Source organism: Rhizobium sp. J15 (assembly GCF_002531825.1).
Taxonomy (GTDB): domain Bacteria; phylum Pseudomonadota; class Alphaproteobacteria; order Rhizobiales; family Rhizobiaceae; genus Rhizobium.
Map to the genome: position 1 here is coordinate 14,422 of NZ_NWSX01000015.1, position 25,545 is coordinate 39,966.

At 60.9% G+C, this 25,545-nt stretch carries 29 protein-coding genes and 1 pseudogene; 15 read left to right on the forward strand and 15 right to left on the reverse strand.

What is annotated here, in order from left to right; genetic code table 11:
- Positions 1 to 2: 2 nt before the first annotated feature.
- Positions 3 to 2,768: an EAL domain-containing protein gene (locus CO670_RS15140; protein ID WP_245425831.1), complete on the forward strand. Its 2,766-nt coding sequence runs from the start codon at positions 3 to 5 to the stop codon at positions 2,766 to 2,768.
- 20 nt (positions 2,769 to 2,788) lie between these two features.
- Here the strand turns inward: CO670_RS15140 and CO670_RS15145 are convergent, their stop codons facing one another.
- A complete protein-coding gene (locus CO670_RS15145) occupies positions 2,789 to 3,046 on the reverse strand; it encodes a hypothetical protein (protein ID WP_097590982.1) in 258 nt (85 codons plus the stop codon).
- 199 nt (positions 3,047 to 3,245) lie between these two features.
- Here CO670_RS15145 and CO670_RS15150 point away from each other — a divergent pair, with 199 nt between their 5' ends.
- The 8 genes from CO670_RS15150 (at position 3,246) to CO670_RS15180 (ending at position 7,623) form a co-directional block, all read left to right on the forward strand.
- The gene (locus tag CO670_RS15150; protein WP_097590983.1) at positions 3,246 to 3,644 is read left to right on the forward strand and encodes a DUF1236 domain-containing protein; all 399 of its coding nucleotides are present in this window, start codon (positions 3,246 to 3,248) and stop codon (positions 3,642 to 3,644) included.
- Positions 3,645 to 3,760: 116 nt separating this feature from the next.
- The gene (locus CO670_RS15155; protein WP_097590984.1) at positions 3,761 to 4,627 is read left to right on the forward strand and encodes a DUF1236 domain-containing protein; all 867 of its coding nucleotides are present in this window, start codon (positions 3,761 to 3,763) and stop codon (positions 4,625 to 4,627) included.
- A gap of 54 nt (positions 4,628 to 4,681) precedes the next feature.
- Positions 4,682 to 4,846, forward strand: a complete 165-nt coding sequence (locus CO670_RS32950; protein ID WP_176538942.1) for a hypothetical protein — start codon at positions 4,682 to 4,684, stop codon at positions 4,844 to 4,846.
- A complete protein-coding gene (locus CO670_RS15160; RefSeq protein WP_097590985.1) occupies positions 4,843 to 5,436 on the forward strand; it encodes a BA14K family protein in 594 nt (197 codons plus the stop codon). Before CO670_RS32950 ends, CO670_RS15160 begins: the two co-directional genes overlap by 4 nt.
- 117 nt (positions 5,437 to 5,553) lie before the next feature.
- Positions 5,554 to 5,868: a hypothetical protein gene (locus CO670_RS15165; protein WP_097590986.1), complete on the forward strand. Its 315-nt coding sequence runs from the start codon at positions 5,554 to 5,556 to the stop codon at positions 5,866 to 5,868.
- 330 nt (positions 5,869 to 6,198) lie between these two features.
- Positions 6,199 to 6,765: a hypothetical protein gene (locus CO670_RS15170; protein WP_097590987.1), complete on the forward strand. Its 567-nt coding sequence runs from the start codon at positions 6,199 to 6,201 to the stop codon at positions 6,763 to 6,765.
- Between the two features lie 51 nt (positions 6,766 to 6,816).
- Positions 6,817 to 7,170, forward strand: a complete 354-nt coding sequence (locus CO670_RS15175; protein WP_097590988.1) for a hypothetical protein — start codon at positions 6,817 to 6,819, stop codon at positions 7,168 to 7,170.
- A 9-nt stretch (positions 7,171 to 7,179) separates the two neighbouring features.
- Entirely contained in the window at positions 7,180 to 7,623 is a 444-nt protein-coding gene (locus CO670_RS15180; protein WP_097590989.1) for a hypothetical protein, read from the forward strand.
- A gap of 90 nt (positions 7,624 to 7,713) precedes the next feature.
- On the opposite strand, the gene CO670_RS15185 is transcribed toward CO670_RS15180, so the two are convergent.
- Entirely contained in the window at positions 7,714 to 8,505 is a 792-nt protein-coding gene (locus tag CO670_RS15185) for a phenylalanine 4-monooxygenase (protein WP_097590990.1), read from the reverse strand.
- Between the two features lie 123 nt (positions 8,506 to 8,628).
- Here CO670_RS15185 and CO670_RS15190 point away from each other — a divergent pair, with 123 nt between their 5' ends.
- Positions 8,629 to 9,090, forward strand: coding sequence for an Lrp/AsnC family transcriptional regulator (locus CO670_RS15190; protein ID WP_097591113.1), 462 nt, complete (start codon positions 8,629 to 8,631; stop codon positions 9,088 to 9,090).
- 21 nt (positions 9,091 to 9,111) lie between these two features.
- On the opposite strand, the gene CO670_RS15195 is transcribed toward CO670_RS15190, so the two are convergent.
- On the reverse strand, positions 9,112 to 9,609 hold the full coding sequence (locus CO670_RS15195; protein ID WP_097590991.1) for an Lrp/AsnC family transcriptional regulator: 498 nt from the start codon (positions 9,607 to 9,609) through the stop codon (positions 9,112 to 9,114).
- A gap of 129 nt (positions 9,610 to 9,738) precedes the next feature.
- Between CO670_RS15195 and hppD the strand changes: the two genes are divergently transcribed.
- The 4 genes from hppD to maiA all read left to right on the forward strand — a co-directional run bounded on the left by hppD (position 9,739) and on the right by maiA (position 13,979).
- The gene (gene hppD / locus CO670_RS15200; RefSeq protein ID WP_097590992.1) at positions 9,739 to 10,848 is read left to right on the forward strand and encodes a 4-hydroxyphenylpyruvate dioxygenase; all 1,110 of its coding nucleotides are present in this window, start codon (positions 9,739 to 9,741) and stop codon (positions 10,846 to 10,848) included.
- A 68-nt stretch (positions 10,849 to 10,916) separates the two neighbouring features.
- On the forward strand, positions 10,917 to 12,278 hold the full coding sequence (gene hmgA / locus CO670_RS15205) for a homogentisate 1,2-dioxygenase (protein WP_097590993.1): 1,362 nt from the start codon (positions 10,917 to 10,919) through the stop codon (positions 12,276 to 12,278).
- 16 nt (positions 12,279 to 12,294) lie between these two features.
- The gene (locus CO670_RS15210; RefSeq protein WP_097590994.1) at positions 12,295 to 13,320 is read left to right on the forward strand and encodes a fumarylacetoacetate hydrolase family protein; all 1,026 of its coding nucleotides are present in this window, start codon (positions 12,295 to 12,297) and stop codon (positions 13,318 to 13,320) included.
- Entirely contained in the window at positions 13,317 to 13,979 is a 663-nt protein-coding gene (maiA, locus tag CO670_RS15215) for a maleylacetoacetate isomerase (RefSeq protein WP_097590995.1), read from the forward strand. Before CO670_RS15210 ends, maiA begins: the two co-directional genes overlap by 4 nt.
- Positions 13,980 to 14,000: 21 nt before the next feature.
- Here the strand turns inward: maiA and CO670_RS15220 are convergent, their stop codons facing one another.
- The 6 genes from CO670_RS15220 to CO670_RS15250 form a co-directional block, all read right to left on the reverse strand.
- Positions 14,001 to 14,471: an MEKHLA domain-containing protein gene (locus CO670_RS15220; protein ID WP_097590996.1), complete on the reverse strand. Its 471-nt coding sequence runs from the start codon at positions 14,469 to 14,471 to the stop codon at positions 14,001 to 14,003.
- 392 nt (positions 14,472 to 14,863) lie between these two features.
- On the reverse strand, positions 14,864 to 18,676 hold the full coding sequence (locus CO670_RS15225; protein ID WP_097590997.1) for a vitamin B12-dependent ribonucleotide reductase: 3,813 nt from the start codon (positions 18,674 to 18,676) through the stop codon (positions 14,864 to 14,866).
- Positions 18,677 to 19,266: 590 nt separating this feature from the next.
- A complete protein-coding gene (locus tag CO670_RS15235; RefSeq protein WP_097590999.1) occupies positions 19,267 to 19,857 on the reverse strand; it encodes a hypothetical protein in 591 nt (196 codons plus the stop codon).
- A gap of 191 nt (positions 19,858 to 20,048) precedes the next feature.
- A complete protein-coding gene (gene gpt, locus CO670_RS15240; RefSeq protein ID WP_097591000.1) occupies positions 20,049 to 20,543 on the reverse strand; it encodes a xanthine phosphoribosyltransferase in 495 nt (164 codons plus the stop codon).
- Between the two features lie 206 nt (positions 20,544 to 20,749).
- Positions 20,750 to 21,565: a universal stress protein gene (locus CO670_RS15245; RefSeq protein WP_097591114.1), complete on the reverse strand. Its 816-nt coding sequence runs from the start codon at positions 21,563 to 21,565 to the stop codon at positions 20,750 to 20,752.
- A 96-nt stretch (positions 21,566 to 21,661) separates the two neighbouring features.
- Positions 21,662 to 22,438 (reverse strand): competence/damage-inducible protein A, encoded by a 777-nt coding sequence (locus tag CO670_RS15250; RefSeq protein WP_097591001.1) that lies wholly within the window; start codon positions 22,436 to 22,438, stop codon positions 21,662 to 21,664.
- 89 nt (positions 22,439 to 22,527) lie between these two features.
- Here CO670_RS15250 and CO670_RS15255 point away from each other — a divergent pair.
- Positions 22,528 to 22,713: pseudogene (locus CO670_RS15255) on the forward strand (NAD(P)H:quinone oxidoreductase); the annotation flags it as partial.
- Positions 22,714 to 22,794: 81 nt separating this feature from the next.
- On the opposite strand, the gene CO670_RS32535 reads toward CO670_RS15255, so the two are convergent.
- The 6 genes from CO670_RS32535 to CO670_RS15280 are packed head-to-tail and all read right to left on the reverse strand — an operon-like array spanning position 22,795 to position 25,460.
- Entirely contained in the window at positions 22,795 to 23,052 is a 258-nt protein-coding gene (locus CO670_RS32535) for a hypothetical protein (RefSeq protein WP_141502292.1), read from the reverse strand.
- Positions 23,042 to 24,187: a site-specific integrase gene (locus CO670_RS15260; protein WP_097591002.1), complete on the reverse strand. Its 1,146-nt coding sequence runs from the start codon at positions 24,185 to 24,187 to the stop codon at positions 23,042 to 23,044. Before CO670_RS15260 ends, CO670_RS32535 begins: the two co-directional genes overlap by 11 nt.
- On the reverse strand, positions 24,156 to 24,419 hold the full coding sequence (locus CO670_RS15265; RefSeq protein ID WP_245425834.1) for a hypothetical protein: 264 nt from the start codon (positions 24,417 to 24,419) through the stop codon (positions 24,156 to 24,158). Before CO670_RS15265 ends, CO670_RS15260 begins: the two co-directional genes overlap by 32 nt.
- Positions 24,416 to 24,688, reverse strand: a complete 273-nt coding sequence (locus CO670_RS15270) for a hypothetical protein (RefSeq protein WP_097591004.1) — start codon at positions 24,686 to 24,688, stop codon at positions 24,416 to 24,418. The genes CO670_RS15265 and CO670_RS15270 overlap by 4 nt, the downstream gene beginning before the upstream one ends.
- Complete coding sequence (locus tag CO670_RS15275) at positions 24,685 to 25,098, reverse strand: DUF968 domain-containing protein (protein WP_097591005.1); 414 nt, start codon at positions 25,096 to 25,098, stop codon at positions 24,685 to 24,687. Before CO670_RS15275 ends, CO670_RS15270 begins: the two co-directional genes overlap by 4 nt.
- Positions 25,095 to 25,460 (reverse strand): hypothetical protein, encoded by a 366-nt coding sequence (locus CO670_RS15280; protein WP_097591006.1) that lies wholly within the window; start codon positions 25,458 to 25,460, stop codon positions 25,095 to 25,097. Before CO670_RS15280 ends, CO670_RS15275 begins: the two co-directional genes overlap by 4 nt.
- Positions 25,461 to 25,545: the final 85 nt, after the last annotated feature.

A 25,545-nucleotide genomic window follows, 5' to 3' on the forward strand; every position in this document is an offset into this window, starting at 1 on the left:
GCATGGCTAAGGCGGCTGGAGACTATCTCTCCGGTAGCATCAGCACCGTCACGCTTCGTATTCTGCTAATCGCCGCAATGCTGGCGCTGCCCCTGGCTGGGGCCGGCGTCATCCAAGGATTAAACAACAGCCTCTTTGCCAAGCGTTTCGAATGGGCGCCCCGCCAGGCCACCGGCAACATCGTCTTCATTGCCATCGACAAGCACTCCCTCGACGCTGTCGGAACGTGGCCCTGGCCGCGGAGCACTTATGCGAAACTGCTCGACAAGCTGATCGCGTCGGGCGCCCGGGATATCTTCCTCGACATCGATTTCAGTGCGTCTTCCAGTGCGCAGGAGGACGCCCTCCTGGCCGCGGCGTTGGAAAGGTCGGGAGGCGGCGTTCTCTTGCCGGTGTTCCGGCAGCAGGAGGCGGCATCATCGACCGTGACGGCGGTGACAAAGCCGATCCCACAGTTTTTGCAGAATGCCTGGCCGGTATTTGCCAATGTCGCGATGGATGCGGACGGGTTTATTCGTCGTTTCGACCTGGGAGGTCAGTTTGATGGCAATCCCATCCAGTCCGCGGCAGCCGCGCTCGGCAGGGTCGACGGCAGCGCCGGTTCCTTGCTGATCGACTATTCGATCAGGGCCGACAGCGTTCCGACCTTCTCCCTGTCCGCCGTGCTTGATGGAACCGTACCGGCCGACGCGATCAAGGACCGCTCGGTCGTGGTGGGAGCCTCTGCGGCCGAGCTGAAGGACATCTTCGCCGTGCCCGTGCATGGAGCGATTGCCGGTCCGCTCATTCACGTGCTCGCTGCCGAGACGCTGCTCCAGAACCGCTTTCTCAGGACATTTGATCAGGCGCCGCTGGAGCTTCTGTTTGCCGCCCTGCTCATTCTCGGGGTGATCTGCAGCCGTTCGGCCGGAATGATCACGCTCATCGCGGCCGGACTGACCATTGCCGTGATCGGCGAAGTCGGCGCATTCCAGCTCCAATGGCGATACGGGATCCTTGTCGGAACCGGGGTTCCGGGGGCGATGCTGCTGCTTGCCTGGATGCTTGCCCTTAACGAGCGTATCGACCTTGGCCGGATGCTTGTGGCCATGGCCAATACGGAGGCGCGCAATACAAGGCGTCTCATGAAACGAATTATCGCCGACAGTTCGGACGGCGTCGTCGCCTTCGACGGTGATCTGAGGATCGTCGAGGCGAGCCAATCCGCCAAGGCGCTGCTACGCGCCGATATCGGAATGTCTCTTCTCGGTGATACTGGCGCCGCCATCACCGACACCGTGCGCAGGCTGGTTTCCGAATACGATGCCGAGCCGGACAAGGTGCACACGGCCCGGGTGGAGTTCTCCAGCAGCGGAAGCTCGGAGCCCGCTCATTACGAAGCGTCGATCACGGTCTCGCCGCTCGAACAGCCGAATGCGCATCGGACGGCGGCGCGGTCGCGATTTGCCGGTTGGCTGATCATAAGGGATGTCACTGCACGGCATGAATATGAAGAACGGTTGCAGAGACTGTCCGAGCTGGACGAACTCACCGGACTGCTCAATCGTCGGGAATTCGCCTCCCGGCTGGCCGCTCTTCAGGGGGAGATCCTCGTCTGCGTGCTGGACATCGAGCGTTTCTCCTCGCTGTGCGCCACGCTTGGGCGCGATGCCGGGGACGAGCTTATCGAGGCCGTAGCGGCCAGACTGGAAAACGCCTTCGCCGGCCATCTGCTGGCGCGGCTCGATGGCGATCATTTTGGCATTGCCATCCCCGCGACCGGCGCACGTCCGATCGAAGACTTTGCCGATGTTCTTTTGGCGCTGTTCGGGGAGCCCATCCTGATCCGAGACGTCGCCGTACCGATCTCTGTCCACCTCGGAATAGCGCGCTCGGGGGATGCTCCTCCAGGCGCTCTTCCGAGCGCCGCTCAATCGGCGCTGGATGCTGCCAAGGCGACGCCTGGCCGGCGATGGTCGTCCTTCGATCCCTCCACCGCAGTTCGCCAGGCGCGCTCGCGCCGGCTGGAGCGGGACATGCGTGATGCTCTCCAGAACCGGCAATTCTTTCTGCTGTTCCAGCCGCAGGTCGAACTTGCCGACGGCCGCCTTATCGGCGCGGAAGCCTTGATCCGGTGGAACCATCCGGAGTTTGGGCTGATATCTCCGGCGGAATTCATACCGATCGCCGAATCCTCCGGCCTGATCTGCGACATCGGCCGCTGGACGCTGATCGAAGCCTGCACCGAGGCGGCGGTCTGGCCTGACGAACTCAGCGTCTCCGTCAATGTCTCGGCGCTTCAATTCGAGCGCTCCGACCTGGAGGCCGATGTGAGCGCCGCGCTATCCTCCAGCGGGCTTCCTCCTTCGCGGCTGTGCCTCGAGCTGACGGAATCCGCCTTCATCGACCAAGGCGGATCGTCGATTGCAAAAATGCGTGCCCTTCGCGAGCGAGGGGTCGTCATTGCCTTGGACGACTTCGGTACCGGTTACTCCTCGATGAGTTACCTGGCCGATCTTCCCCTCGACAAGCTCAAGATCGATCAGTCCTTCGTAAGGCGGATGAGCGGCAATACCGGCGCCTTCGAGATCGTGCGGGCGATCATTTCCCTGGCACACGGGCTGAACCTGCAGGTTGTCGCCGAAGGCATCGAAAGCGAGCCGGAGGCCGAAGCGCTGCGTCGGCTCGGATGCGGGACAGGGCAGGGCTATTTCTTCGGGAGGCCCGGTGAACCTGTTGCCATGCTTTCGGGATGGGGTGCCCAAAGGCTTTTGTCGGCGAAGGGATGACGGCTCGTGGAGTCTGCATCCTATCCCTTTGAAATTTTAGCATAAGAAAGTTCGCTCAGCGCGCGGACGAGGTGCTGTTCGATCTCGCAGCAGATCTCGTCGTACTCCCGGATCAGCTCCGCATCGGACGATCGTCCTCGAGCTTCCACCGCCTTCTGGTAAGCTTCGAAAAGCTCGAGCTGCCATGGGTCGCGGGCTTCCATGATCAGTTTGCGCATCTGTGGCAGACGCATCGCCAGGCGCCTGCGTCCGGCCTCCCGACGGTTGGATCGCACCATCTCCTTTGGTCTCCTATCGATTTCCCGGACCACAGTCCTTTCAATTCTCAAGTAGCGCCGGCGCCCGGCATTCAAATGGGTTTTAGGACCAAGGGCCGGGTTCGATCAGACTGAGGTCTAAGTCTGGGAACGACCACGCGTCCAGCTAGTTGGGTTGGCAGCGGTCCCCCAGACCGTGTCGAAACAGAAGGAGGAAAATATGCTCTTCAAGCTTATCGTCGGCGCGGCAACAGCCGCGACCTTCATGTCGGGCGTGGCACTTGCCCAGTCCTCGACCGTCAATGGCGCGGCGGGCGGTGCGGTCACCGGTGCGATCGTCGGCGGTCCTGTCGGCGCTGCCGTCGGCGGTGTTGCCGGTGCGGTCGTCGGTACGGCGATCGATCCGCCGCCGGAAAAGGTGGTCACCTATGTCCGCGAGGCTCCGGCGCCTTCGGCCCGCGTGGTCGTGAAGGAAAAGATCGTGGTCGGCCAGCCGCTGCCGGAAACGGTTGTCGTCACGCCTATTCCGGATGATCCGACTTATGCTTATGCGGTGGTCAATGATGAACGTGTCATCGTTGAACCCTCGTCACGCAAGGTGATCCAGGTCATCAAGTGACCTGATCCCGACGCGGCCCTGCCGCGTTTCCCCTCCGGAAACCACCATTCAGAACCTGAGAACAGCCGCATGATGGACGGCAACGTCGTCGTGCGGCCAAAAACAGCGAGATTGTTATGAAGACCAAGACACTCGCCGTCATGATGACGGCAATGTCCATCGGTGTTTCGCCGATCGGTATCATATCCGCCTCGGCGCAGGATGCGCCGATCCTTCCAAAGAAAGGCGCCGCACAAAGCGGCCAGCCCAGCGATGGTACGACCCAGCAGCCCGATGCGGGCGGTGCTTCCTCCTCGGGTGGCGCAGCCACATCGGGCGGCCAGGAAACACAACAGCCTTCCGGCTCAGGCGCAAGCTCGCCGAACACGTCGACCGGAACCTCTACGGACGGTTCCAAAGGCCAGACGGAAGCCCAGCCCGATGCCAAGACACAGTCCGGAACCACCACCGAACCCGGCTCCGGTAACGCGGGCACAGATACGTCGGGCGGAAGTTCGGACAGCTCGAAGTCGTCCGAACCGGCGCAGTCCTCGACGGAAGGCCAGAAGCCTGCCGCCAGCCAGGACACCGGCACATCGACCGGTTCCGGCGAGACCCAGAAGTCCGGGGACACCAAGTCTTCCAGCGGCTCGACCGAGACCCAGACGAACAGCAAGACCAATGTCGAGAACAACAACACGTCGGTCGACAGCAACACGAAGACCGAAACCAGCAATACGACCAATGTGAACATTTCGGTCGAGCAGCAGACGGAAATCCGTCAGGTGGTGAAGGAAGTTCAGATCAAGCCGGTCCGGGAGGTGGACTTCACGGTCTCTGTCGGCACGGCCATCCCGAAGAAGATCCGGCTGGAGCCGTTGCCGCCGCGGATCGTGGAGATCGTACCGCAGTACAAGGCCTACCGCTTCTTCATCCTGGCGGATGGCCGGATCGTCATCGTCGATCCCTCTGCATTCACGATCGTCTACATCATCTCGGCATAACAGCCGGCGCCCCGGCGGCGGCCTCCGCCGCCGGGGCGAGGAGAGGAGAGGACCATGATCTATTCCGAAGAGAAATCCACCGGGCTGGCCATGCCGCTGATCGCGATCCTGCTCGCGATCGCCGGCATTCTCGCCGCGCTCGTCGCCACCGGCGGTCAAAGCAGCACGACCGGCCGGGTATGGGTTCCCCAGGTTCAACAGCAGGGGCCGGGAAAATGAAAGCCATCGCATCCGTCGCCTTCGGCATTGTCAGTTCGGTCGGAGCTTGCATCGCGGCCGCATCCGTCGCCTCCCATGTCGTAGCCGATTCCGAACCTCACACCTTCAATGATCTGGCATCGCCGGATCTGTGGACGACGAAGCCGGTGAAGATCGATCCTCGACGACAGCAATACGAACGTATTGCGCCGCTCTACTCCAGCTATGTCACGGAAGCTCCGGCCGTCGTGGCGTCGAGGAAGGCACCGCAATACGCTCGCCCTCCAGCCGAAGCTCGGACATCGCAGCCGAAGCTTCCGGTCCAGCACCTTGCCTGGTGTCGCGAACGCTACCGCTCCTTCGATCCCGGGACCAACAGTTACCGATCCTACAGCGGTGAGACGCGGGAATGTTTGTCGCCGTTTCAGCAGACCGTCGCCGCGGCTGATGGACGCATAGGCGTCACGGTGGATCCGCAGGCGGCGGCTTGGTGCGCCGCCCGCTACAGGTCGTATCGGCCGGAAGACAATACCTATCAGCCATGGGATGGGCCGCGGCGTGTTTGCACGGCTCCAAATATCGCCGCCGAAATCGTCGCTATCAGGAACTGATTGCCGGTGGATGCGGCAGACGTACCATTGCGAACGAAGCAGGACAGTCAGACTAAGGTCCATGTTGCAAACGTTGCGGTTGTGCTACCGGTTGCATGTGGGGTTGGGAGATCGGGCATGGCCACGACGCTGCTAACGGAAATCCAGCAGGCGCAGGCAAGGCTTCGGTCCCTGAGCAGGGCGGAGCGGGGAGCCCTGATCGTGCGCATCCTTCACGAGCTGAAAACGCATCGGAAGGAGGTTCTCGGAAACGTGCCGGCCGACCGCTGCGTCTGGATCGACACGCTGATTGCGTCCGTTTCCTCGACCATATCCGAAATCGCCGGAATGCAGGATGCCGAGTTCAATCGTGTCCTGAACGAGTTCGAAAAGCTCATGGCGACGCTCCAGGGCATTTCGCATGCGAGGAACGTGCCGAAGACCTTCCATTAGAGGACTACCCCGATCCTGTCGGTGCTTCGGTCGAGCAGTCCTGGCTGAATTCCCTTCAGCGCAGACGGGCCTGTCTCTCATCATCGCCAGCGCGTTTCTGACCGCGACAAACGCCGGCGAAAGAGCAGGAATGCTGCCGTTTGCAACAGCCGCCGGCGATGCGCCGTCCAGACGTCCTTTCCCGACAGATGAGACAGATTCGACCTAAGTCCGGGGCCCCTCCGACTGAGTGCCTATGACAGGAACAGTCAGCAAAAAGCGAAGTTTGCCAAAGAGCTATCCATCCGAAAGGGATGCGACGGCACTCATGACAAACGGAGGAAATACACGATGATGAAGTTAACGCATGTAGCACTTGCAGCAGCACTTCTAGCAGGTACGGCGGTGTCGGGATTCGCACAGTCGTCGAGCACAGTCGGCACCGGCGGTTCGACGGCGGGCGGCGGAACTGCGAGCAGCACGATCGGTACTGGTGGCAGCTCCGCCGGCGGCGACTGCCCGGCAGGCTCCACCAATTGCCCGTCCGGCTCCTCCTCGACGGTCGGCACAGGTGGCTCATCGGCCGGCGGTGGCACTTCAAGCAGCACTGTCGGCACCGGCGGCTCCGCGGCCGGCTCCGGTTCGGGCTCGGCTTCGACGCTTGGAACGGGCGGTTCGTCGGCAGGCGGAGGCACCTCCAGCAGCTCGGTTGGCACGGGCGGCTCCGCAGCCGGCTCCGGTGACGCCAATTCGGCCTCCAGCGTCGGGACCGGCGCCTCGTCTGCGGACGGTGACAAGACCGGCAGCACGGTCGGCACCGGCGCCAGCTCGGCCGGCTCGTCCCATGACAACAAGGGCAAGAAGGGCTGTGCCCCCGGTCAGCTCAAGAAGGACGGCGCAGACACCAAGTCCTGCTGAACCGTCCCGGCCGGCGCCTCGACAGGCGTCGGCCAACCCAGGAGATGAACAATGACACGTTTTTCTAAAGCCGCATGGGCCGCCGCCATACTGGCCGCCGGACAGGCGATGTCCGAAGAGATAAAACTCGATGACGGCACCAGCTGCACGGTCGTTCAGGGCGAGGCTTCCGCAAGCGGCGGCACTTCCACGACGGTGACGGCCGGCAACGGTCACGTCTCGTCCTCGACGACGACAGGCGGAGCAACGACGAGCTCCGGTTCGTCATCGACATCTTCGGCAGGCGCTTCGGCGGGATCGGGAACCGTCGACAGTTTCTCGACGGCCAGCATCACCCGCCCTGACGGCACGGTCATTACCAAGCGTTCCGACGGAACCTGCTCGGTGATGAAACCGAACAAATAGGAGATCGCCATGAAACTCTCGAATATGATCGGTGCCATCTCGATAGCGCTGCTGGCCTCGACGGCAGCGGTGTCCGCGCAAGAGTGCGACGCCGCGGGAACGGTCGGTACCGGTGGGACGGCCGCGGCCGGCGGCACCTCGGCAAGTTCGGTGGGTACGGCTGGAGCATGCCGGACGGACGATGGAACGACTTCGTCGATCGGATCCGGCGGAAGTGCTGCGACTGTCGATGGGAAGGCCAAGAGCCAGACCCATATCAACGATGGCGGCGACAAGCTGAAGGCGCAGACGAAAGCGCAGGCGGTCGATCAGGGCACGTTCAGCAAATCACGCACCAAGACCAGCGTGGACGGCGACACGCTGCAAAGCACGACCCGGACGATGTCCCACGTCCCCGGTGAAAAACCGGTCAAGAACACGACCAATCAGAAGATCATCCTGCCGGAGGAATAGCGCCGAATGGCGCAAGCGCCTGCGCTCACGCCTTGAGGCCGGCATCCATATGCGGTTGCCGGCCTTGTCTCGCCGCCTATCGTCAGCGGCTCACGAAGCCTTGGCTTCGAAAGCCGGCGCGAAGTCACCAAGCGATTTCGCCTTGAGGATCATGCCTTCGATATCCTGCTCCACGATCGCTTCCAGATCGGCGAAGCTGTCGATGACGTAGTAGATCGGCTGCAGAATATCGATCCGATAGGGTGTTCTCAGCACGCTCATGAGATCGAAAGGCCGGAATTCGCATGCCGTGCCTTCCATCGCCGCTTTTGCTTCGCTGGGCGACGAGACGATGCCGGCGCCGAAGCAGCGGCGGCCCTGCGGCGTGTTGATCAGGCCGAATTCGACGGTGAACCAGAAGATGCGGAACAGGTGCCACGAATAGCCCTTGCCAAGGCGCAGGGCGGTTTCGCCGAAATGTCGGACGAAATTGGCGTAGCTCTGGTTGGTCAGCATCGGGCAATGGCCGAAGACCTCGTGGAACAGATCCGGCTCCTCGATATAGTCGATATGTTCGCGACGGCGCAGGAAGGTAGCGAGCGGGAATTTGCCTTGCGACAGAAGCTCATAAAAGCGCGAGGGCGGTATGAGCGCCGGCACGCCTTCGACGCCGAAGCCGGTGGTCTCGTTCAGGCGCCTGTTCACATCGAGAAGCTGGGGAACCTTGTCCGGGCGGAGGCCCAGCATTTTCACGCCGTCCAGATATTCGCGGCAGGCCGTATCGGCGAGGATCTTCATCTGGCGCCGGTAGAGTTCGCCCCAGATCGCATCTTCTTCAGGAGTATAGTCGTAGAGACCGTCCGGTCCGGGCAGTTTGGCGGTGTAGCTGCTTTCCTTGGTCATAGGCTGATCCTTCGAGGCGCGGCACTATTGCTCTCATTATGATCCGGCTTTGGAGGATTTTCTTTTCTTTCGTGCTGGCTATTGCCATAGTGCTGGAAAATCTTCCCCGATATGGCGCAAGAAATGAAAGAACCTGGGAATTTCCGCCGTAAGCTTCTGCAGCTCATCCAGGCCGACGGCAGCCTCTCGCTGGCCGACCTAGCGGAAAAGGCCGGGATGTCGCAGAGTTCGGCCTGGCGGAAGATCCAGGAACTGGAAGCCGACGGCGTCATCCGCAAGCGCGTGACGCTGCTCGATCCAGGCAAACTCGATCTCAAGCTCTGCGTGATCGCCCATGTGACGCTGGAGGATCACCATGAAGAGGCGGTCGCCTCCTTTGCGTCCGTAGTGCTGGAGCGTCCGGAGATCATGGAGTGCTACGCCCTGTCGGGCGCTTTCGACTACATGCTGAAGATCCGGGCCAGCGACGTCGAAAGCTATGAAGCCTTCATGACGCGCTATCTCATGCGCAACCCGCATGTGCGCACCGTCGTCTCGAGCTTCGTGCTGCGCGAGCTGAAATTCTCGACCGAACTGCCGATCTGACGCTTGAAACGAGGCTGGGCGTTACCGCGCATCGCCATGCGCGCTGCCCGGCATATGGATCGGAAAGCCTTCGAATGTCTTCAGTGTATCGAGCACGATCGATGTCTTCACGTGCTGTACGGATTCATGCGGCAGCAAAACATCGTTGACGAATTTGGAGAGGTCGGCGAGCCCGCGGGTCGCGACCTTGAGATGGTAATCCATTTCGCCGGTCAGCGCATAGGCTTCGAGAACCTCCGGCAGACCGTTGATAAGCTGGGAAAAGCGGCGGGCATTGTCTCTGTTGTGGGTCGCAAGCGTCACGGAGATGACCACCAGCATATCCAGGCCCAGTTTCTGCCGGTCGAGGTAAGCGCGATAGCTGCGGATGTAACCTTCAGCCTCCAATCGCGTGCGCCGGCGCGAGCATTGTGAGGGCGAAAGCGCGATCCGTTCGCCCAGCTCGTTGTTCGTCAGCCTTCCGTCTTTTTGGAGTTCCTGAAGCAGGCGAAAATCCAATCTGTCGAGCTGCTCATCCATTGCGCGAAATCTCCGATATGCTCACAAAACGTGCATAATATCTTCCTCACGCATAAAGAATGCAAGAACTTTGCATGCGTTTTGGGCCACACTTTGCACAGTCAAAATTCAGTCCTTGAGGAGGAGAAAATGGGCCCTTTTCCGCATGATGCGCCGCCGTCGGAAATCACCGCCGACAACCCGGCTGGTACCGACGGCTTCGAATTCGTCGAATTCGCCCACCCGGAGCCCGAGAAGCTCAGCGAGCTTTTCACGCGCATGGGCTACGTCGCCGTCGCCAGGCACAAGACGAAAGACATCACCGTCTGGCGCCAGGGTGACATCAATTATGTCCTGAACGCCGAAGCCGGCAGCCATGGCGCCCGCTTCGTCGCACAACATGGCCCCTGTGCCCCTTCGATGGCATGGCGTGTGGTCGATGCCAGGCACGCATTCGACCATGCGGTGTCGAAAGGTGCGGTTCCTTACGAAGGCGATGACAAGGTGCTCGACGTTCCCGCCATCGTCGGCATCGGCGGCTCGCTGCTCTATTTCGTCGAGACCTATGGCGCGAAGGGATCGGCTTACGATGCCGAGTTCGATTGGCTCGGCGAGCCCAACCCGCGCCCCGAAGGGATCGGCTTCTATTATCTCGACCATCTCACCCACAACGTCTTCCGCGGCAACATGGACAAGTGGTGGGATTTCTACCGTAACCTGTTCAATTTCAAGCAGATCCACTTCTTCGATATTGATGGACGCATCACCGGCCTGGTCAGCCGCGCCATCACCTCGCCCTGCGGCAAGATCCGCATTCCCTTGAACGAATCGAAGGACGATACGAGCCAGATCGAGGAATATCTGAAGAAGTACAAGGGCGAGGGCATTCAGCACATCGCCGTTGGAACGGAGGATATTTATCAAGCGACCGACCGGCTGGCCGATAACGGCCTGCGCTTCATGCCGGGTCCGCCGGAGACCTATTACGACATGTCCTATGAGCGTGTGAACGGCCATAGCGAGCCGGTCGACCGCATGAAGAAGCATGGCATCCTCATCGACGGCGAAGGTGTCGTGAATGGCGGCATGACGAAGATCCTGCTCCAGATCTTCTCGAAAACCGTCATCGGCCCGATCTTCTTCGAATTCATCCAGCGCAAGGGCGACGAGGGCTTCGGCGAAGGCAATTTCCGCGCGCTTTTCGAGTCGATCGAGGCCGATCAGATCAAGCGTGGTGTCATCGGCACTGCAGCGGAGTAAACTCCAGGCGATCCCGCGCACCTGAAAAAGGCGCGCGGCGTTCTGGGAATGTCGGGGAGGAGTGAGGAATGGACCAGACATCGATCCAGCCTGCCGAGGCTGAGGCCGCGACGGCAAACAGGCCGAAATACATGCCGGGCTTTGGCAACGACTTCGAAACGGAATCGCTGCCGGGCGCCTTGCCGCAAGGCCAGAACAGCCCGCAGAAATGCAATTACGGCCTTTATGCCGAGCAGCTTTCCGGCTCGCCCTTCACCGCGCCACGCGGGACGAATGAACGGTCCTGGCTTTACCGTATCCGCCCGAGCGTGCGCCACACGGGCCGCTTCTCCAACGCCTCCTATCCGCACTGGAAAACCGCTCCCTGCCTTGACGAGCATTCGCTTCCCCTGGGTCAGCTTCGCTGGAATCCCGTGCCCGCGCCCGCGGAGAAGCTGACGTTCCTTCAGGGCGTGCGGACCATGACGACGGCGGGCGATGTCACCACCCAGGTGGGCATGTCGGCCCATGCCTATGTCTTCAACGAAGACATGGTCGACGACTACTTCTTCAACGCCGACGGCGAACTGCTGATCGTGCCGCAGCTTGGCGCCATCCGGGTGTTCACCGAAATGGGCATCATGGATGTCGAGCCGCTGGAAATATGCCTCATCCCCCGCGGCATGATGATCAAGATCCTGCGCATCGGCGAGCAGCCGGTCTGGCGCGGCTATATATGCGAGAACTATGGCGCGAAATTCACGCTGCCGGATCGTGGCCCCATCGGCGCCAACTGCCTGGCGAATCCGCGCGATTTCAAGACGCCTGTCGCCGCCTTCGAGGACAAGGAGAAGCCCTGCCGCGTCCATGTGAAGTGGTGCGGGAAATTCTATGTCACCGATATCGGCCACTCGCCCCTTGATGTGGTCGCCTGGCACGGCAACTATGCCCCGTACAAATACGACCTCAGGACATTTTCTCCTGTCGGCGCGATCAGCTTCGATCATCCCGATCCGTCGATCTTCTCGGTGCTGACCGCCCCGACCGAAGATGCCGGTACGGCGAATGTCGATTTCGTGATCTTTCCGCCGCGCTGGCTGGTGGCCGAGCACACGTTCCGCCCGCCCTGGTACCACCGCAACATCATGAGCGAATTCATGGGCCTGATCCATGGGCAGTATGACGCCAAAGAGGAGGGCTTCGTGCCCGGCGGCATGAGCCTGCATAACATGATGCTTGCCCACGGGCCGGACGCGCTCGCCTTCGAAAAGGCATCCAATAGCGAGCTCAAGCCGGTGAAGCTGGACAACACCATGGCCTTCATGTTCGAGACCCGATACCCGCAGCAACTGACGAAATATGCCGCCGAGCTCGAAACGCTGCAGGATGATTATCTCAAATGCTGGGACGGCCTGGAACGCAAGTTCGACGGAACCCCCGGTATCAAGTGAAGGTCGGGGACCGGATATGAAGCTCGCAACGCTGAAGGACTCCACCAGGGACGGCCGGCTCGTCGTCGTCTCCCGCGATCTCACCCGCTGCTCCGAGGTCGGTCATATCGCCCGCACCCTGCAGGCGGCGCTCGATGACTGGAAGCATGTGGCGCCACGGCTTGCGGAGGTTGCCGAGGGCATCGAGACCGGCGCCCAGCCGACGATCCGCTTTCACGAACACGACGCCGCATCGCCTTTGCCGCGCGCCTATCAATGGGCCGACGGTTCGGCCTACGTCAATCACGTCGAACTGGTGCGCAAGGCGAGGGGTGCCGAGATGCCGGCGACCTTCTGGACCGATCCGCTGATGTATCAGGGCGGTTCGGACGGTTTCCTCGCGCCGCGCGATCCGATCCCTGCTGCCGACGAGGCCTATGGGATCGACATGGAAGGCGAGGTCGCCGTCATCACCGGCGATGTTGCGATGGGGGCCGGCCCGCAAGCCGCCCGTAGCTCGATCCGCCTGGTGATGCTCGTCAACGACGTCTCGCTGCGCGGCCTGATACCGGATGAACTGGCCAAGGGTTTCGGCTTCTTCCAGTCCAAGCCTGCCTCGGCCTTTTCTCCCGTCGCGGTGACGCCGGACGAGCTGGGAGACGCCTGGGATGGCGCCAAGCTGCATCTGCCGCTGCTTGTCAGCCTGAACGGCAAGCCGTTCGGCAAGGCGAACGCCGGCATCGACATGACCTTCGATTTCGGCCGGCTGATCGCCCATGCCGCCAAAACCCGCAACCTCGTGGCCGGAACGATCATCGGCTCGGGGACGGTGTCCAACAAGCGCGACGGCGGGGCGGGCAGGCCGGTCGAAGACGGCGGCGACGGCTATTCCTGCATCGCCGAGATGCGCATGATCGAGACCATCGAAACCGGTTCGCCGAAGACACCGTTCATGCGGTTCGGCGATCAGGTCCGCATCGAGATGAAGGATCACGCCGGCCATTCGATCTTCGGCGCGATCGAGCAGACCGTGGAACGATATGGAGGAGCCGAGCCGCAATGAGCGAGGTCGTTCTCTACGACTACTGGCGATCGTCGGCGAGCTATCGCGTCCGCATCGCCCTCAACATTCTCGGCATCGAGCATAGAACCGTGCCGGTCAATCTGCTGGAGGGGGCACACAGGAAGCCGGACTATCTGGCCCTCAACCCGCAGGGCCTCGTGCCGACTTTAGTGATCGACGGGCAGGTTCTGACGCAGTCGCTGGCAATCATCGAATATCTCGCCGAGCTTTGGCCGGAATCCGGATTGCTGCCGGCGGATATCGCCGGTCGCCAGAAAGCCCGCGCCCTCGCATATGCCGTCGCCATGGACATCCATCCGATCTGCAACATGCATGTCGTCGCCCATCTCACGACCATGACCGGGAAGGCCGACGCCCGCGAGGAATGGATGAAACACTTCATCGGGGCCGGGCTCGGGAAACTGGAGACCATGATCGGCGAAGACGGCGGAGAATTCAGCTATGGCGACCGGCCGACGATGGCGGACCTCTGCCTGATCCCGCAAGTCTACAACGCCCGCCGCTGGGGCGTCGATCTCACGGATTTCAAGCGCATCGTCGAGATCGACGCCCGATGCGCCGAACTGCCGGCCTTCCAGGCCGCCCATCCCGACCGCGTCGCCGAAGCTTCATCGCCGGCGCGCACCATACCAGGCTGAGGTCGCGGGCCGGCTGCAAGACTAGGCATCCCGCCATGAAGAGAATATCGCAGCCTGACCCAACCGCTGCCCGCTTTCATCGATCAACTGCCAGACGGTCACGTCCTCAATCCAGAAACGCCGCCCCGATTTCGCAATCCTGATACCGCGCCCATTCTCGACAAACCCATCGCGCGTGACGGCATCCAGCAGCCGCTGCCGCTCGGCGCGATCAGGCTGCTCGGCCGAAAACCGCGAAGGCAGCGCGATGAACTCATCCCAACTATATTCGAAGCAGGCCTGCGCGGTCCGGTTTGCATAGATGAAGCGCGGGTCGGGCTCGGTGTTGTGGGCGAGGACCACGAAGGGAGCGTCGTTGTAAAGCCAGTCTGGGCCTTGGCCGTCGCCGACGAGAGGGCGGCGGACGAGGCGGGCGTAGCTTCCGGCGAGGAGGGAGAAGAAATCGGGATCGAGTTTCAGATCGAGGGAGGGAGTGTCATAGGCAAAAGTCACGAAGTGCCTCGTCAGTCAAATGCATCGATGCACGCGACATAGCCGATATCATTGCACAGAATTAGATGGCCGCCGCCGCTGGTGCGTCTCTCGAACGGGCAACAGCGATCGAGCTCCCATTTCCGGAATGGGCCGAAACTGGTCATCGATGGTACTGCTAGATAATCCCAGAATTCCTGATAGTCGGAAGGGGCGTGTGCGACGGACCAAGCAACGCCGCCATCTCTTCCCCATGTTTGAACCGACTGCGCCCTGAATGGTCTACTGACCTCGGCGCTTGTTATTTCCCGGGCACTGGAAAGTGTCCGGGACCGTGACTACATGGCGTTGGCCAGTTTTAGAGGTGTTTGGCCAGAATTAGCTTCGATTTCTCAGTTACCTGCAGGGTCGGCTCAGCTGCACCCGCTCGTAGCACCACACGTGTCGCACTTCTCGCAAGTGCCGTTCCGCACCATCGTGAAGTTCTGGCACTCCGAGCACATGTTGCCCGTATACCCCTGCATGATCGAGCGCTGGCGGCGTTCGGCTTCCATCTTCTTGGCTTCCGTCTTGGCGGAGGCGGCGTCGGCTGCGGCCTTGTCGGAGAAGAGGGCGGTCGCGTCGCTGGTGATTTCTTCGGTCACCTCTTCGGCGATCTCTTCCGCCAATTCCTTGGCGCGCTCCTCGTAATCGCGCTTGAAGGCGACGATTTCGGAGGTGGAGATGGCAACTGTCGGCTCCAGCTTGCGGGCAGCGCTTCCGGCAAAGGCGGTCACGGTGCCGGTGGAGGCGGCGCGGGCAGGGGCCGCGGTGGCCGCACCCTTGGGTTCGCCCGCCTGGCGCTCGCTGCCTGTGCCGGAAACCAGCGTCGGCTTGTAGCCGCGGGTCCAGCCGGTGGAGAGCAGGTTGGTCTTGCCTTCCTGAATGCCCTTGCCGAGTGCCGTGTTCGAGAAATCCGACGTATCGACATGCGCGAGGTCGTGACGGCCAAGATAGGAGACGGCGAGTTCGCGGAAGACATAGTCGAGGATCGAGGTGGCGTTCTTGATGGCATCGTTGCCGATGACCATGCCGGCCGGCTCGAACTTGGTGAAGGTGAAGGCCTCGACATATTCTTCGAGCGGCACGCCATATTGCAGGCCGAGCGAGATGGCGATGGCGAAATTGTTCATCATCGCGCGGAAGGCAGCGCCTTCCTTGTGCATATCGATGAAGATCTCGCCGAGGCGGCCGTCGCCGAATTCGCCGGTGCGGAGATACACCTTGTGCCCGCCGACGGCGGCCTTCTGGGTATAGCCCTGGCGGCGGTTCGGCAGCTTTTCGCGTTCGCGCGAAACGCGTTCGATCACCCGTTCGATGATCTTCTCGGTGATGGTGACGGCCTGGGCGGCGACGGGGGCCTGCAGCAGTTCCTCCAGCGCATCCTCGTCGCTCTCATCCTCGATCAGCGAGGCGTTGAGCGGCTGCGACAGCTTCGAGCCGTCGCGGTAGAGAGCATTGGCCTTCAGGCCGAGCTTCCAGGAGAGCATGTAGGCGTTCTTGCAATCCTCGACGGTCGCCTCGTTCGGCATGTTGATCGTCTTGGAAATCGCGCCCGAGATGAAGGGCTGGGCAGCCGCCATCATGCGGATATGGCTTTCGACCGAGAGGTAGCGCTTGCCGATCTTGCCGCACGGGTTGGCGCAATCGAAGACCGGCAGATGCTCGGCCTTCAGGAAGGGGGCGCCTTCCAGCGTCATCGCACCGCAGACATGGATGTTGGCGGCTTCGATGTCCTTCTTCGAGAAGCCGATATGGTCGAGCAGGCTGAAGCTCATGTCGGAGAGCTGTTCGTCGGAAACCTTCAGCGTCTCCTTCAGGAAGTCGGCGCCGAGCGTCCACTGGTTGAAGACGAACTTGATATCGAAGGCGCTCTTCAGCGCGGCGTTGACGGCTTCCACCTTTTCGTCGGTGAAGCCCTTGGCCTTCAGCGTCGACGGGTTGATCGCCGGCGCCTGGTTCAGGTTGCCATGACCGACGGCATAGGCTTCGATCTCGGCGATCTGGCTTTCCGAATAACCGAGGGTGCGCAGCGCTTCCGGCACGGCGCGGTTGATGATCTTGAAGTAGCCACCGCCGGCGAGCTTCTTGAACTTGACGAGGGCGAAGTCCGGCTCGATGCCGGTCGTATCGCAATCCATGACGAGACCGATCGTGCCGGTCGGCGCGATGACCGAGACCTGAGCATTGCGGTAGCCGTGCTTTTCGCCGAGTTCCAACGCCTTGTCCCAGGCCGACTTGGCATGGGCGGCGAGATCCTGGTCCGGGTTTTCCGAATGGATCAGCGCGACTGGGTCGATCGACAGCGCCTCATAGCCGGAGGTTTCGCCGTAAGCGGCGCGGCGATGGTTGCGGATGACCCGCAGCATGCTTTCGCGGTTCGGCGCGAAGTTCGGGAAGGGGCCGAGTTCGCCGGCGATTTCGGCCGAGGTCGCATAGCAGATGCCGGTCATGATTGCCGTCAGCGAACCGGCAATGGCGCGGGCCTCTGCCGAGTCATAGGGAATGCCCGACGACATCAGCAGGCCGCCGATATTGGCGTAGCCGAGGCCGAGCGTGCGGTATTCGTAGGAGAGTTCGGCAATGCGCTTCGACGGGAACTGCGCCATCATGACCGAGATTTCGAGCACGACGGTCCACAGGCGAACGGCATGTTCGTAGTCGCCGATGTTGATGCGCTTGGTGGCCTTGTCCTTGAACTGCAGGAGGTTCAGCGAGGCAAGGTTGCAGGCCGTGTCGTCGAGGAACATGTATTCCGAGCACGGGTTCGAGCCGCGGATCGGGCCGCCGGCCGGCGACGTGTGCCAGTCGTTCATCGTCGTGTTGAAGTGGATGCCCGGATCGGCCGAGGCCCAGGCGGCATAGGAAATCGTTTCCCAGAGGTCGCGCGCCTTCAGCGTCTTCATGACCTTGCCGTCCTTGCGGGCGGTCAGCTTCCATTCGCCGTCATTTTCGACGGCGCGCAGGAAGTCGTCCTTGATCGAGACGGAGTTGTTGGAGTTCTGGCCGGAGACCGTGAGGTAGGCTTCCGAATCCCAATCCGTATCGTAGGTCTTGAATTCGAGATCCTTGTAGCCCTGGCGGGCGAACTGGATGACGCGCTGGACGTAATTTTCCGGAACCTGGTCCTTCTTGGCAGCGCGGATTTCGCGCTTCAGGGCAGGGTTCTTGGCCGGGTCGAAGCAATCGCCGTTATCGCCTTCGCAATTGAAGCAGGCCTTCATGATTGCCTTCAGGTGCCGGGCGACGATCTTCGAGCCGGTGACGAGGGCGGCAACCTTCTGCTCTTCCTTGACCTTCCAGTTGATGTATTCCTCGATATCGGGATGGTCGATGTCGACGACCACCATCTTGGCGGCGCGGCGCGTCGTGCCGCCGGATTTGATGGCGCCGGCGGCGCGGTCGCCGATCTTCAGGAAGCTCATCAGGCCGGAGGAGCGACCGCCGCCGGAAAGCTTTTCGCCTTCGCCGCGCAGCATGGAGAAGTTGGAGCCGGTGCCGGAGCCGTATTTGAAGAGGCGCGCTTCACGCACCCAGAGATCCATGATGCCGCCTTCGTTGACGAGGTCGTCTTCGACGGACTGGATGAAGCAGGCATGCGGCTGCGGATGTTCGTAGGCCGACTTGGACTTGGTCAGCTTGCCGGTGAAGGGATCGACGTAGAAATGGCCTTGGCCGGGGCCGTCGATGCCATAGGCCCAGTGCAGGCCGGTGTTGAACCACTGCGGCGAGTTCGGGGCGACGCGCTGGGTGGCGAGCATATAGGCAAGCTCGTCCTTGAAGGCGGCAGCATCTTCCTCGGAAGAGAAATAGCCGCCCTTCCAGCCCCAATAGGTCCAGGTGCCGGCGAGACGGTCGAAAACCTGGCGCGCATCGATCTCGGAGCCGGTCTGCTCCTCCTTCGGCAGGTTCTTCAGCGCTGCATCGTCGGGAACGGAGCGCCACAGGAAGGAAGGAACGTCGTTTTCCTCGACCTTCTTCAGCCGGGTGGGAACGCCGGCCTTGCGGAAATACTTCTGCGCCAGAACGTCGGTGGCGACCTGGGAGAACTGCGCGGGAACATCGATATTCTCGAGGCGGAAAACGATCGACCCGTCAGGGTTCTTGATCTCGCTCGTCGCCTTGCGGAATTCTATATCCGCATAGGCGCCTTGGCCGGCCTTCGTGAAACGACGTTCGATGCGCATAGTCTTGACCTCGCGTTGGCGCCCGGTCCCCGCGACCTCAAGCGCAAATTTCCTATCCGGCGGCACATTGTCGTCGTGCAGCCAGCCTCGTTTCCGTATTGTGACAGGGGTGTCATCCGGAGAGATGTCTTCCTGTATCTTGTGGTGATGGTGGCTGCAAACGCTAAATATAGTATTAACAGCTTATTATCGCCAGTCCCGACGCCGCTTTTTTTGGAGGCCGAAAACCGCGCAAAAATCCTGGCGGGTCTGAACCGTTCCCGGTGCACAACCCTGGTTCTGCGTCTTGTTTTTCAAAGGGAACCGGGCTCGTTACCTCCGGTCCTGTCGCCGCCGCAACATCAGTAACAATAAAGTTTGAAACAGGTGATTCCGTCAAGGGCTGGCTCTTAACTGAATGCTAACCACAACATATTGTGGATGCGCCTGTGGAGATTGGGGAAAGCCGGGGAGTGCTGAAATTACAAGGGCTTGCAGGTGTTGCCGGCTAAGAAAAACGGCGCAAGGGCAAAAAAGCGTCTTGCGGCAAATCTTGTGATGGCATTTTCGGTGCAAATGCGCATGGCGATTCGCCCGGCATCAAACCCCGTTCAGAGCGCATCGATGGCGATGGTGACGGTCGCCACGCCGATCGGCCGGTCCTTGTCGTCGAGGACGACGAAGCTCGCCTGAGTTTCGAGCATCTGGGTGCTCTCGTTGCGTTCCGCCCGGTCGATGAAGATCTCGCGGGAGCCCTTGGCGAAGGTTTTTAGATATTTTTCCTCATCGCCCTGCCAATAATCGGCGGTGATGGTGCTCTGCCCGACATTCAGCCCATGATTGTCGGTGACGAAAAATTCGACGATCGCCCCCTGCGAGGCGTCCTGCTTGGATTTCAGATAATGCGAGACCGATTTGTCGAGCAGCAGCTTGACCATATGCAGGTGGGGTTTTCCGATCTCGGACCGGTAAGCCTCGTCGAGCACCCGCATATCCATTTCGCTGACATTGCCGAATTCCGCGTTCTGCTCGGCAATGGCATTCAGCACCAGCGGCGTTTCGACGATCGGCCTTACCCTTCGTTCGACATAGTCGCGCACGAGGGGCACATAGGCAGGCTCGGCGCGAACAGGGGTCAGCGGAAAAAGATATGCCGCCAGCCCGACGACCAAACCCGCTCTCAGATGCCCCCACCGCGCCATCTTGCTTCCTCGTACCATATTTCCGACTGCACCTTTTAGGCGCAACCTGACACGATTCTCACCTCGCCCAAGTCTATGAGCATAAAATAAAATAGATGGGCAAAAGCCGATAGCGGAATCGGGAGATCCCGCTGACAAAATCTGGAACAATTTCAAGTGGTAAATGCAAGGGGCACGCGCCGGCGTGGCGGTCAGCGTGCGCCCTTGGCGATCGGCTCCTGATAGGTAAAGCCCATATCCCAGGGGAAGTAGATCCAGGTATCCTGGCTCACCTCGGTCACGAAGGTGTCGACGGTCGGCACGCCTTTCGGCTTGGCGTAGACGCAGGCGAAATGCGCCTTCGGCAGCATGCCGCGCACCTGTGCCGCGGTCTTGCCGGTATCCGTCAGGTCGTCGATGACGAGCACGCCTTCGCCGTCATTTTCCGTCAGTTCGGGCGCGATGCCCTTGAGCAGCACCATGTCGCCCTGGTTCACATAGTCATGATAGGAGGCGACGCAGACGGTCTCGATCAGCCGGATGTTCAGTTCGCGTGAAATGATCGCCGCCGGAACGAGGCCGCCGCGGGTGATGCAGACGATCGCCTTGAAGGTCTGCCCGAGGCCGGCAAGGCGCCAGGCAAGCGCACGAGCATCGCGGTGGAACTGATCCCAGGAAACGGGAAAGGCTTTATCGGGAAGGGACATCGGGCTGCTCCGCGGCATGATAGAGACGACACGCCGTTTGCCGGCGACCGGACGGGCTTGACGCGGCGATCGGCAGAACGAGAAACGCGCGAACTGCAACTGCGCGAGATCGCGAGCTGCTACTGCGCGAGACGTGGCCGAGGCTCGAAGCCGTCATCGGTCGCTGCAATTAGCGGAATTTGCCGGCAAAAGGCAAGAGCGACAGGCTACCGCGACAACAGGGTCAGCGCCGTCATCGAATGCAGCACGGTCTTCGTCGTGCCGCCGAAGATCGTCTGCCAGAGCCAGGAATGCGTATAGGCGCCCATGACGAGAAGATCGATGCTATCGTCCGAAAGCCGGTTCTCGATAATGTCGGATGTGTGCGTCGCCTTCACGCCGTGGCGGGCAAGCGTGGCGGCGATCTCGGCGCCCGCGGTCAAAGGCGATTGCAGCGCCGTGTCGGCAGGATCGACCGAGAGGATTTCCACTTCGTCCGCCGCCTTGAGGATCGGCAGCGCGTCGAAGGTCGCGCGCGCCGCCTCCTTCGAGCCGTTCCAGGCGATCAGCACGCGCCTGATCGGCTTGGGCTGGCGGATGATATAGGGGATCATCAGCACCGGCCGGCCGGTCTCGAAGAGGAAGCTGTTGACATCGACATGGCTGTCGGAGGGTTTGGCGGGGTCGGCCTGCGACGCGATCAGCAGATCGGCGCTGCGGGCGCTGTCGATCAGCGGCGAGGCGCCATAGCCGATCGATGTGGCGAAGCTGCGCCACTCGGAAGAGCCGCCTGCCGCCGCCGCCTTCTCTCGAAAGATGCGCTCGACCGCGACCGTTTCACTGTGCGCCATGTCCTGCAGCGCCTGCACCGCCACGGGGTCGGGAATTTCCATCGGCGCCACCAGCGGCACGGCGGAGATGGTCTCGGCATGCAGGCCGATCACATGGGCGCCGTTTTCGGCGGCGAGGGCAAAGGCGAAATCGGCAACGGCGCTGCTATTGTCTGTCGTATCGAGAATGGCGAGAATGGTTTTGTAAGACATATCAATTCTCCTTGCGCTGAAATGGCTGGCGCGAGGAAAGGAATGCGCCGGACCCTTCTCCTGTTCCTTGACCGACATCAAGGACGGCCGGCTTTCCTAAGCCTCGGCGGAATGGTTTTCGGCGATGTCCTTTCTCCGGCGGATGGCGTCGATCATTGTATGCACCTCGGCGCCGGCCGCATCGATCATCGCCTGCGAGCGGCCGCGGACGACGATCTCGGTGAAGAATTTCTGACCGACATATCGGGGGTAGGAACCGATGCTGGTTTCCGGATGCGCCTTCTGGATCGCCGTCAGCGGCGTGCCGATCTCACCCTCGCCGTAAGGGCAGGGGATGGCCAGCGAAAGCACCGGCGTGCCGGTCCGCAGCGTCGGCAGCACATTGTCGACCATCGCCTGGAAGACCTGCGGCACGCCGGCCATGACATAGACATTGCCGATGATGAAGCCCGGCGCCGTCGAAACGGGATTGGCGATATGGGCAGCGCCCCGCGGCATGCGCGCCATGCGCTGGCGTGCCTCGGTGAATTCCATCTCGCGGCGCCTGTACATATCGGCAAGCAGGGCCATCGCCGCCTCGTCATATTCGCAGGGCAGGCCGAATGCCTTGGAAATGGCATCGGCCGTGATGTCGTCATGCGTGGGCCCGATGCCGCCCGAGGTGAAAACATAGTCGTATTTGCCGCGAAGCGCGTTCAGCGCCTCGACGATCGCCTCCTCGTCGTCGGCAACGATGCGCACCTCTTTCAGGTCTATGCCGGAGAGCGTGAGCATCTCGGCGAGGTGGCCGATATTCTTGTCCTTGGTGCGGCCGGAGAGAAGTTCGTCGCCGATGGCGAGCATGGCGGCGGTGACGACGTTGTCATGGCTCATGGGATGTTCCGTGATGTGAAGCTTGCAAATAGGTAGCGCCCTTGCGCCGCTTTGCAAACTGCCGCCGGTGCGTTGCTTCGTCTCAGAAGGTCGTCGCCGGCCTTCCCTACGCCTTCCAGGGCCAGATGAGCACCGAAGAAGTCAAGGGCGGCTCGCCCTACGGCGCCTCCACCATCACCAATAGCGACGGCTCCCGCCAGCCTTCCGAAGTCGAGCTGGAAGGCGCGAAATACCAGGGCGCCCATGTCGCAAAGCTTGCCGCCAAGCTCGCCTGATCTTTGATGCGGAATGCTAAAGGCGCGGCGGGTGCGAGCTCGCCGCGCCTTTAGCATGGCCCCGCGCAGAATGCGGGCCGATCATCCGCCGACCCGCGAGCAATCGAAGCGTGATTTTTTCCGACGGCTCTTCCCATCGCCAATAACGCAAGATATTGAAAACGCAGCAAGCGGGCGTGGCGAAACTGGTAGACGCAAGGGACTTAAAATCTGTTGCAGTTTTTGCCAAGTATTTGATTTGTATTGAATTTCATTCGTTGTGTTTTGCAAGCCAAAGGTCGTTTCAACGATGGAAAACGACGGAACAAAATGAGATTTTGCAAAACATTCAGGGGTCATTTTTCTTCACCCGGCTGAACGCCCTGGCGATATTCGCTTCCGTCTCCACATGCCGGGTGTAGTGCGCGCCCATCGCCTCCGACTCGTCCCCGAGAAGGTCGGCGATCTCCCTGTTGTTGGCGCCCGTTGTCCTCTTCCACCATGCCGCATATGTCACCCGCAGGCCATGCAATGTCGTGCCGCTCCCGATGTGGTTTTCGCGCTCCTGATCTCGAAGCCAATGGCTGACGCGCGTCTGCATTTCCTTCTCCGAAGGCCATGCGCTTCCATCATCACGGACGCATATAAGGCCGTCAGCTCGTTGCAGCTTGAGCGAGACGAGGAAATCTTGAAGCTCCTGAAGGACAGGCAGCGTAACGAGCTTGTTGTTCTTGCGGGCCTTATAGCGAACCGCCTGGCCGGTGAGGTGGTGCGACCGAAACTGCTTGCGGTTCACATCGACGAGAGTTTGCCCCCGTAGGCCAGCGTATCGAGCGAGCATGACCGGAATCAGAACTTCCATCGGGGCATTGTCGCGCACATATTGCAACTCGTCCGCTTCCCACTCGCGGTTTGCGTTCGGATCTGCCTTGTGCGTCTTGTCCATCCCCAAGCATGGATTGAACGGCATCTTCCCGCGCCGGACAGCTTGGCGGAATAAAGAGGAGAGGGCCGATATCATCTGGTCTGCGAAGCGCGGCCATTTGACGTTGGCGCATCGGTCGCGAACCTCGTAAAGGTCTGGCTGAGTGATATCTTTTAGATCGGAATCGAACTCGGGGCGGAGATATTCGAAAGCCTCAAGATAATCCTTGCGGGTGGAGGCGGCGAGCTTCTGCCATTTCGGATATCCCTTTTCAAGCGCGCCCGGGCTTTGGAGGCAAGCCTTGAGGTCCTTGTCGATATCGCCGTTGGTGTACCAGTAGACGAAGCCGCCGAGGCATTCGATCGGGAAATTCTTGGCCGCGCGTTTTGCGAGCCGGGGCCGGTTGTATGCGTGGGTGAACTCTGCCGATTTTTCGAGGTGCTTGATCAGCTCCTCTCGCGTGCCCTCGAAGCCCTTGACGTAGGCTTCGCCACCCGATCTCGGGTAGACGTACCACTTGCCGCGGGCCTTGACGATGTTAAGCCCTTCTAGCTTCACCGTAACCACCATAAAGCCGCTCCCCGAACTTCCGCTTCGGAGCGGCATCTTGCTTGTTTGGATCGAGAGACGCCAGCCATTCGTCAAGGCGCTGGCGAAGATATCTTTCTCCCCTTGTGGATTCCGTGAACTGAACCGGCTTGACCGGGCATACCTTCTTGAATGTATCGACGCAGATATCGCAATATGCGGCTGCGGATTTCAGGTTCATGGCGGCGGGCCAGTATGGAATGTGTTCTGTCACCACAAATCCTCCGAAAACAGTTCTGGCAATTTCTTGTCTCGATGCGAAGACTGGCCGGCGGCGTCGGCAATGTTACGGGCTTCCTCGCGGCCAACAAACCTGAAGCCGTCCGTCACGAACCCTTGGATACATTTGTGCGCAGCGTTAGGATCGTCCGGGTAGGCAGCGATGACGAGTCGCAGGATTTGGCCATGTCTGGCTGGAGCGAGAAGGGAATATACGCCGCCATCGGGGTGTTTCGCTGCAACTCCGATAATTCGTTCGGTCATGCCTCACCTCTCGTCTTGGCGTCGAGCCGCCACTGGTTGATGATGGCGGTAGCGAATGGAACGGCGTCGTTGCCCATGTCGCTCCAGAGGCCGAAAATGGTCAGCGCCAGAACATGAGGGTTGATGCCGGCGCACACCCAAAATGCCTCCTCACCGATACGGTGCTGCCTGGCATGCTCGAGTTGACTGAGGGGAAGCGCCCAACGGTCTGGGGCCTTACGGCTTTTACCACGGCCGTAATGCCCATGCCTGGGAGACGCCATGGACAGATGCGCAGCCTCAACACCATAGGCGCCGGTAATCACACACGGCAATTCATGAAGAAACGTGAGATAGTCTCGGCTCTTCGCCGGCTTGCGCTTCGGTACGGGGTCGGGGGAGACGTGCGGGGCGATACGGAAGGCGCTCATCGGGATTTCTCCCTTTCAAGCCATTTCGGAGACACCCAGCAGCCGTCGGTTTCATCCTCATATGCTTCTTGCATTTCGTGAGTATTATCGTATGCAAGGATACTGGGCTCGAATCCGTTCGGTACCCTTGCGCCAGACTCGTTGATCTGAAGAGTTAGAAAGCCTGCGCAGATGAGTGATTTTTCTCCAATGCAGGTTTCTCCTTCCTCGTCGTCATGATCAAGCGTTTTATGGCAAAAGAACTCATTGTATTTGTTCTGCGCCAGGAACGCTAACTCGTACCCCCGCTCAATGCGCAGGAAAGGCCGGACATCCCGGCGATATGGGCAATGAGCGCATGGCTCCTTCATGAAGGGCGTCATTCCTGCTCCTCCATCTCAACCCGCTCAATCTCTCTCTTGAGCTTTTCCACCCATATTGCGAGAGTGAAGAAATCGTTGCGGCGGG

Excerpts from the sequence above, each read along its gene's own strand:
- CO670_RS15140 (WP_245425831.1), top strand. The coding sequence starts at position 3 with ATGGCTAAGGCGGCTGGAGACTATCTCTCCGGTAGCATCAGCACCGTC.
- CO670_RS15145 (WP_097590982.1), bottom strand. The coding sequence starts at position 3,046 with ATGGTGCGATCCAACCGTCGGGAGGCCGGACGCAGGCGCCTGGCGATG.
- CO670_RS15150 (WP_097590983.1), top strand. The coding sequence starts at position 3,246 with ATGCTCTTCAAGCTTATCGTCGGCGCGGCAACAGCCGCGACCTTCATG.
- CO670_RS15155 (WP_097590984.1), top strand. The coding sequence starts at position 3,761 with ATGAAGACCAAGACACTCGCCGTCATGATGACGGCAATGTCCATCGGT.
- CO670_RS32950 (WP_176538942.1), top strand. The coding sequence starts at position 4,682 with ATGATCTATTCCGAAGAGAAATCCACCGGGCTGGCCATGCCGCTGATC.
- CO670_RS15160 (WP_097590985.1), top strand. The coding sequence starts at position 4,843 with ATGAAAGCCATCGCATCCGTCGCCTTCGGCATTGTCAGTTCGGTCGGA.
- CO670_RS15165 (WP_097590986.1), top strand. The coding sequence starts at position 5,554 with ATGGCCACGACGCTGCTAACGGAAATCCAGCAGGCGCAGGCAAGGCTT.
- CO670_RS15170 (WP_097590987.1), top strand. The coding sequence starts at position 6,199 with ATGATGAAGTTAACGCATGTAGCACTTGCAGCAGCACTTCTAGCAGGT.
- CO670_RS15175 (WP_097590988.1), top strand. The coding sequence starts at position 6,817 with ATGACACGTTTTTCTAAAGCCGCATGGGCCGCCGCCATACTGGCCGCC.
- CO670_RS15180 (WP_097590989.1), top strand. The coding sequence starts at position 7,180 with ATGAAACTCTCGAATATGATCGGTGCCATCTCGATAGCGCTGCTGGCC.
- CO670_RS15185 (WP_097590990.1), bottom strand. The coding sequence starts at position 8,505 with ATGACCAAGGAAAGCAGCTACACCGCCAAACTGCCCGGACCGGACGGT.
- CO670_RS15190 (WP_097591113.1), top strand. The coding sequence starts at position 8,629 with ATGAAAGAACCTGGGAATTTCCGCCGTAAGCTTCTGCAGCTCATCCAG.
- CO670_RS15195 (WP_097590991.1), bottom strand. The coding sequence starts at position 9,609 with ATGGATGAGCAGCTCGACAGATTGGATTTTCGCCTGCTTCAGGAACTC.
- hppD (WP_097590992.1), top strand. The coding sequence starts at position 9,739 with ATGGGCCCTTTTCCGCATGATGCGCCGCCGTCGGAAATCACCGCCGAC.
- hmgA (WP_097590993.1), top strand. The coding sequence starts at position 10,917 with ATGGACCAGACATCGATCCAGCCTGCCGAGGCTGAGGCCGCGACGGCA.
- CO670_RS15210 (WP_097590994.1), top strand. The coding sequence starts at position 12,295 with ATGAAGCTCGCAACGCTGAAGGACTCCACCAGGGACGGCCGGCTCGTC.
- maiA (WP_097590995.1), top strand. The coding sequence starts at position 13,317 with ATGAGCGAGGTCGTTCTCTACGACTACTGGCGATCGTCGGCGAGCTAT.
- CO670_RS15225 (WP_097590997.1), bottom strand. The coding sequence starts at position 18,676 with ATGCGCATCGAACGTCGTTTCACGAAGGCCGGCCAAGGCGCCTATGCG.
- CO670_RS15235 (WP_097590999.1), bottom strand. The coding sequence starts at position 19,857 with ATGGCGCGGTGGGGGCATCTGAGAGCGGGTTTGGTCGTCGGGCTGGCG.
- gpt (WP_097591000.1), bottom strand. The coding sequence starts at position 20,543 with ATGTCCCTTCCCGATAAAGCCTTTCCCGTTTCCTGGGATCAGTTCCAC.
- CO670_RS15245 (WP_097591114.1), bottom strand. The coding sequence starts at position 21,565 with ATGTCTTACAAAACCATTCTCGCCATTCTCGATACGACAGACAATAGC.
- CO670_RS15250 (WP_097591001.1), bottom strand. The coding sequence starts at position 22,438 with ATGAGCCATGACAACGTCGTCACCGCCGCCATGCTCGCCATCGGCGAC.
- CO670_RS32535 (WP_141502292.1), bottom strand. The coding sequence starts at position 23,052 with ATGACCCCTGAATGTTTTGCAAAATCTCATTTTGTTCCGTCGTTTTCC.
- CO670_RS15260 (WP_097591002.1), bottom strand. The coding sequence starts at position 24,187 with ATGGTGGTTACGGTGAAGCTAGAAGGGCTTAACATCGTCAAGGCCCGC.
- CO670_RS15270 (WP_097591004.1), bottom strand. The coding sequence starts at position 24,688 with ATGACCGAACGAATTATCGGAGTTGCAGCGAAACACCCCGATGGCGGC.
- CO670_RS15275 (WP_097591005.1), bottom strand. The coding sequence starts at position 25,098 with ATGAGCGCCTTCCGTATCGCCCCGCACGTCTCCCCCGACCCCGTACCG.
- CO670_RS15280 (WP_097591006.1), bottom strand. The coding sequence starts at position 25,460 with ATGACGCCCTTCATGAAGGAGCCATGCGCTCATTGCCCATATCGCCGG.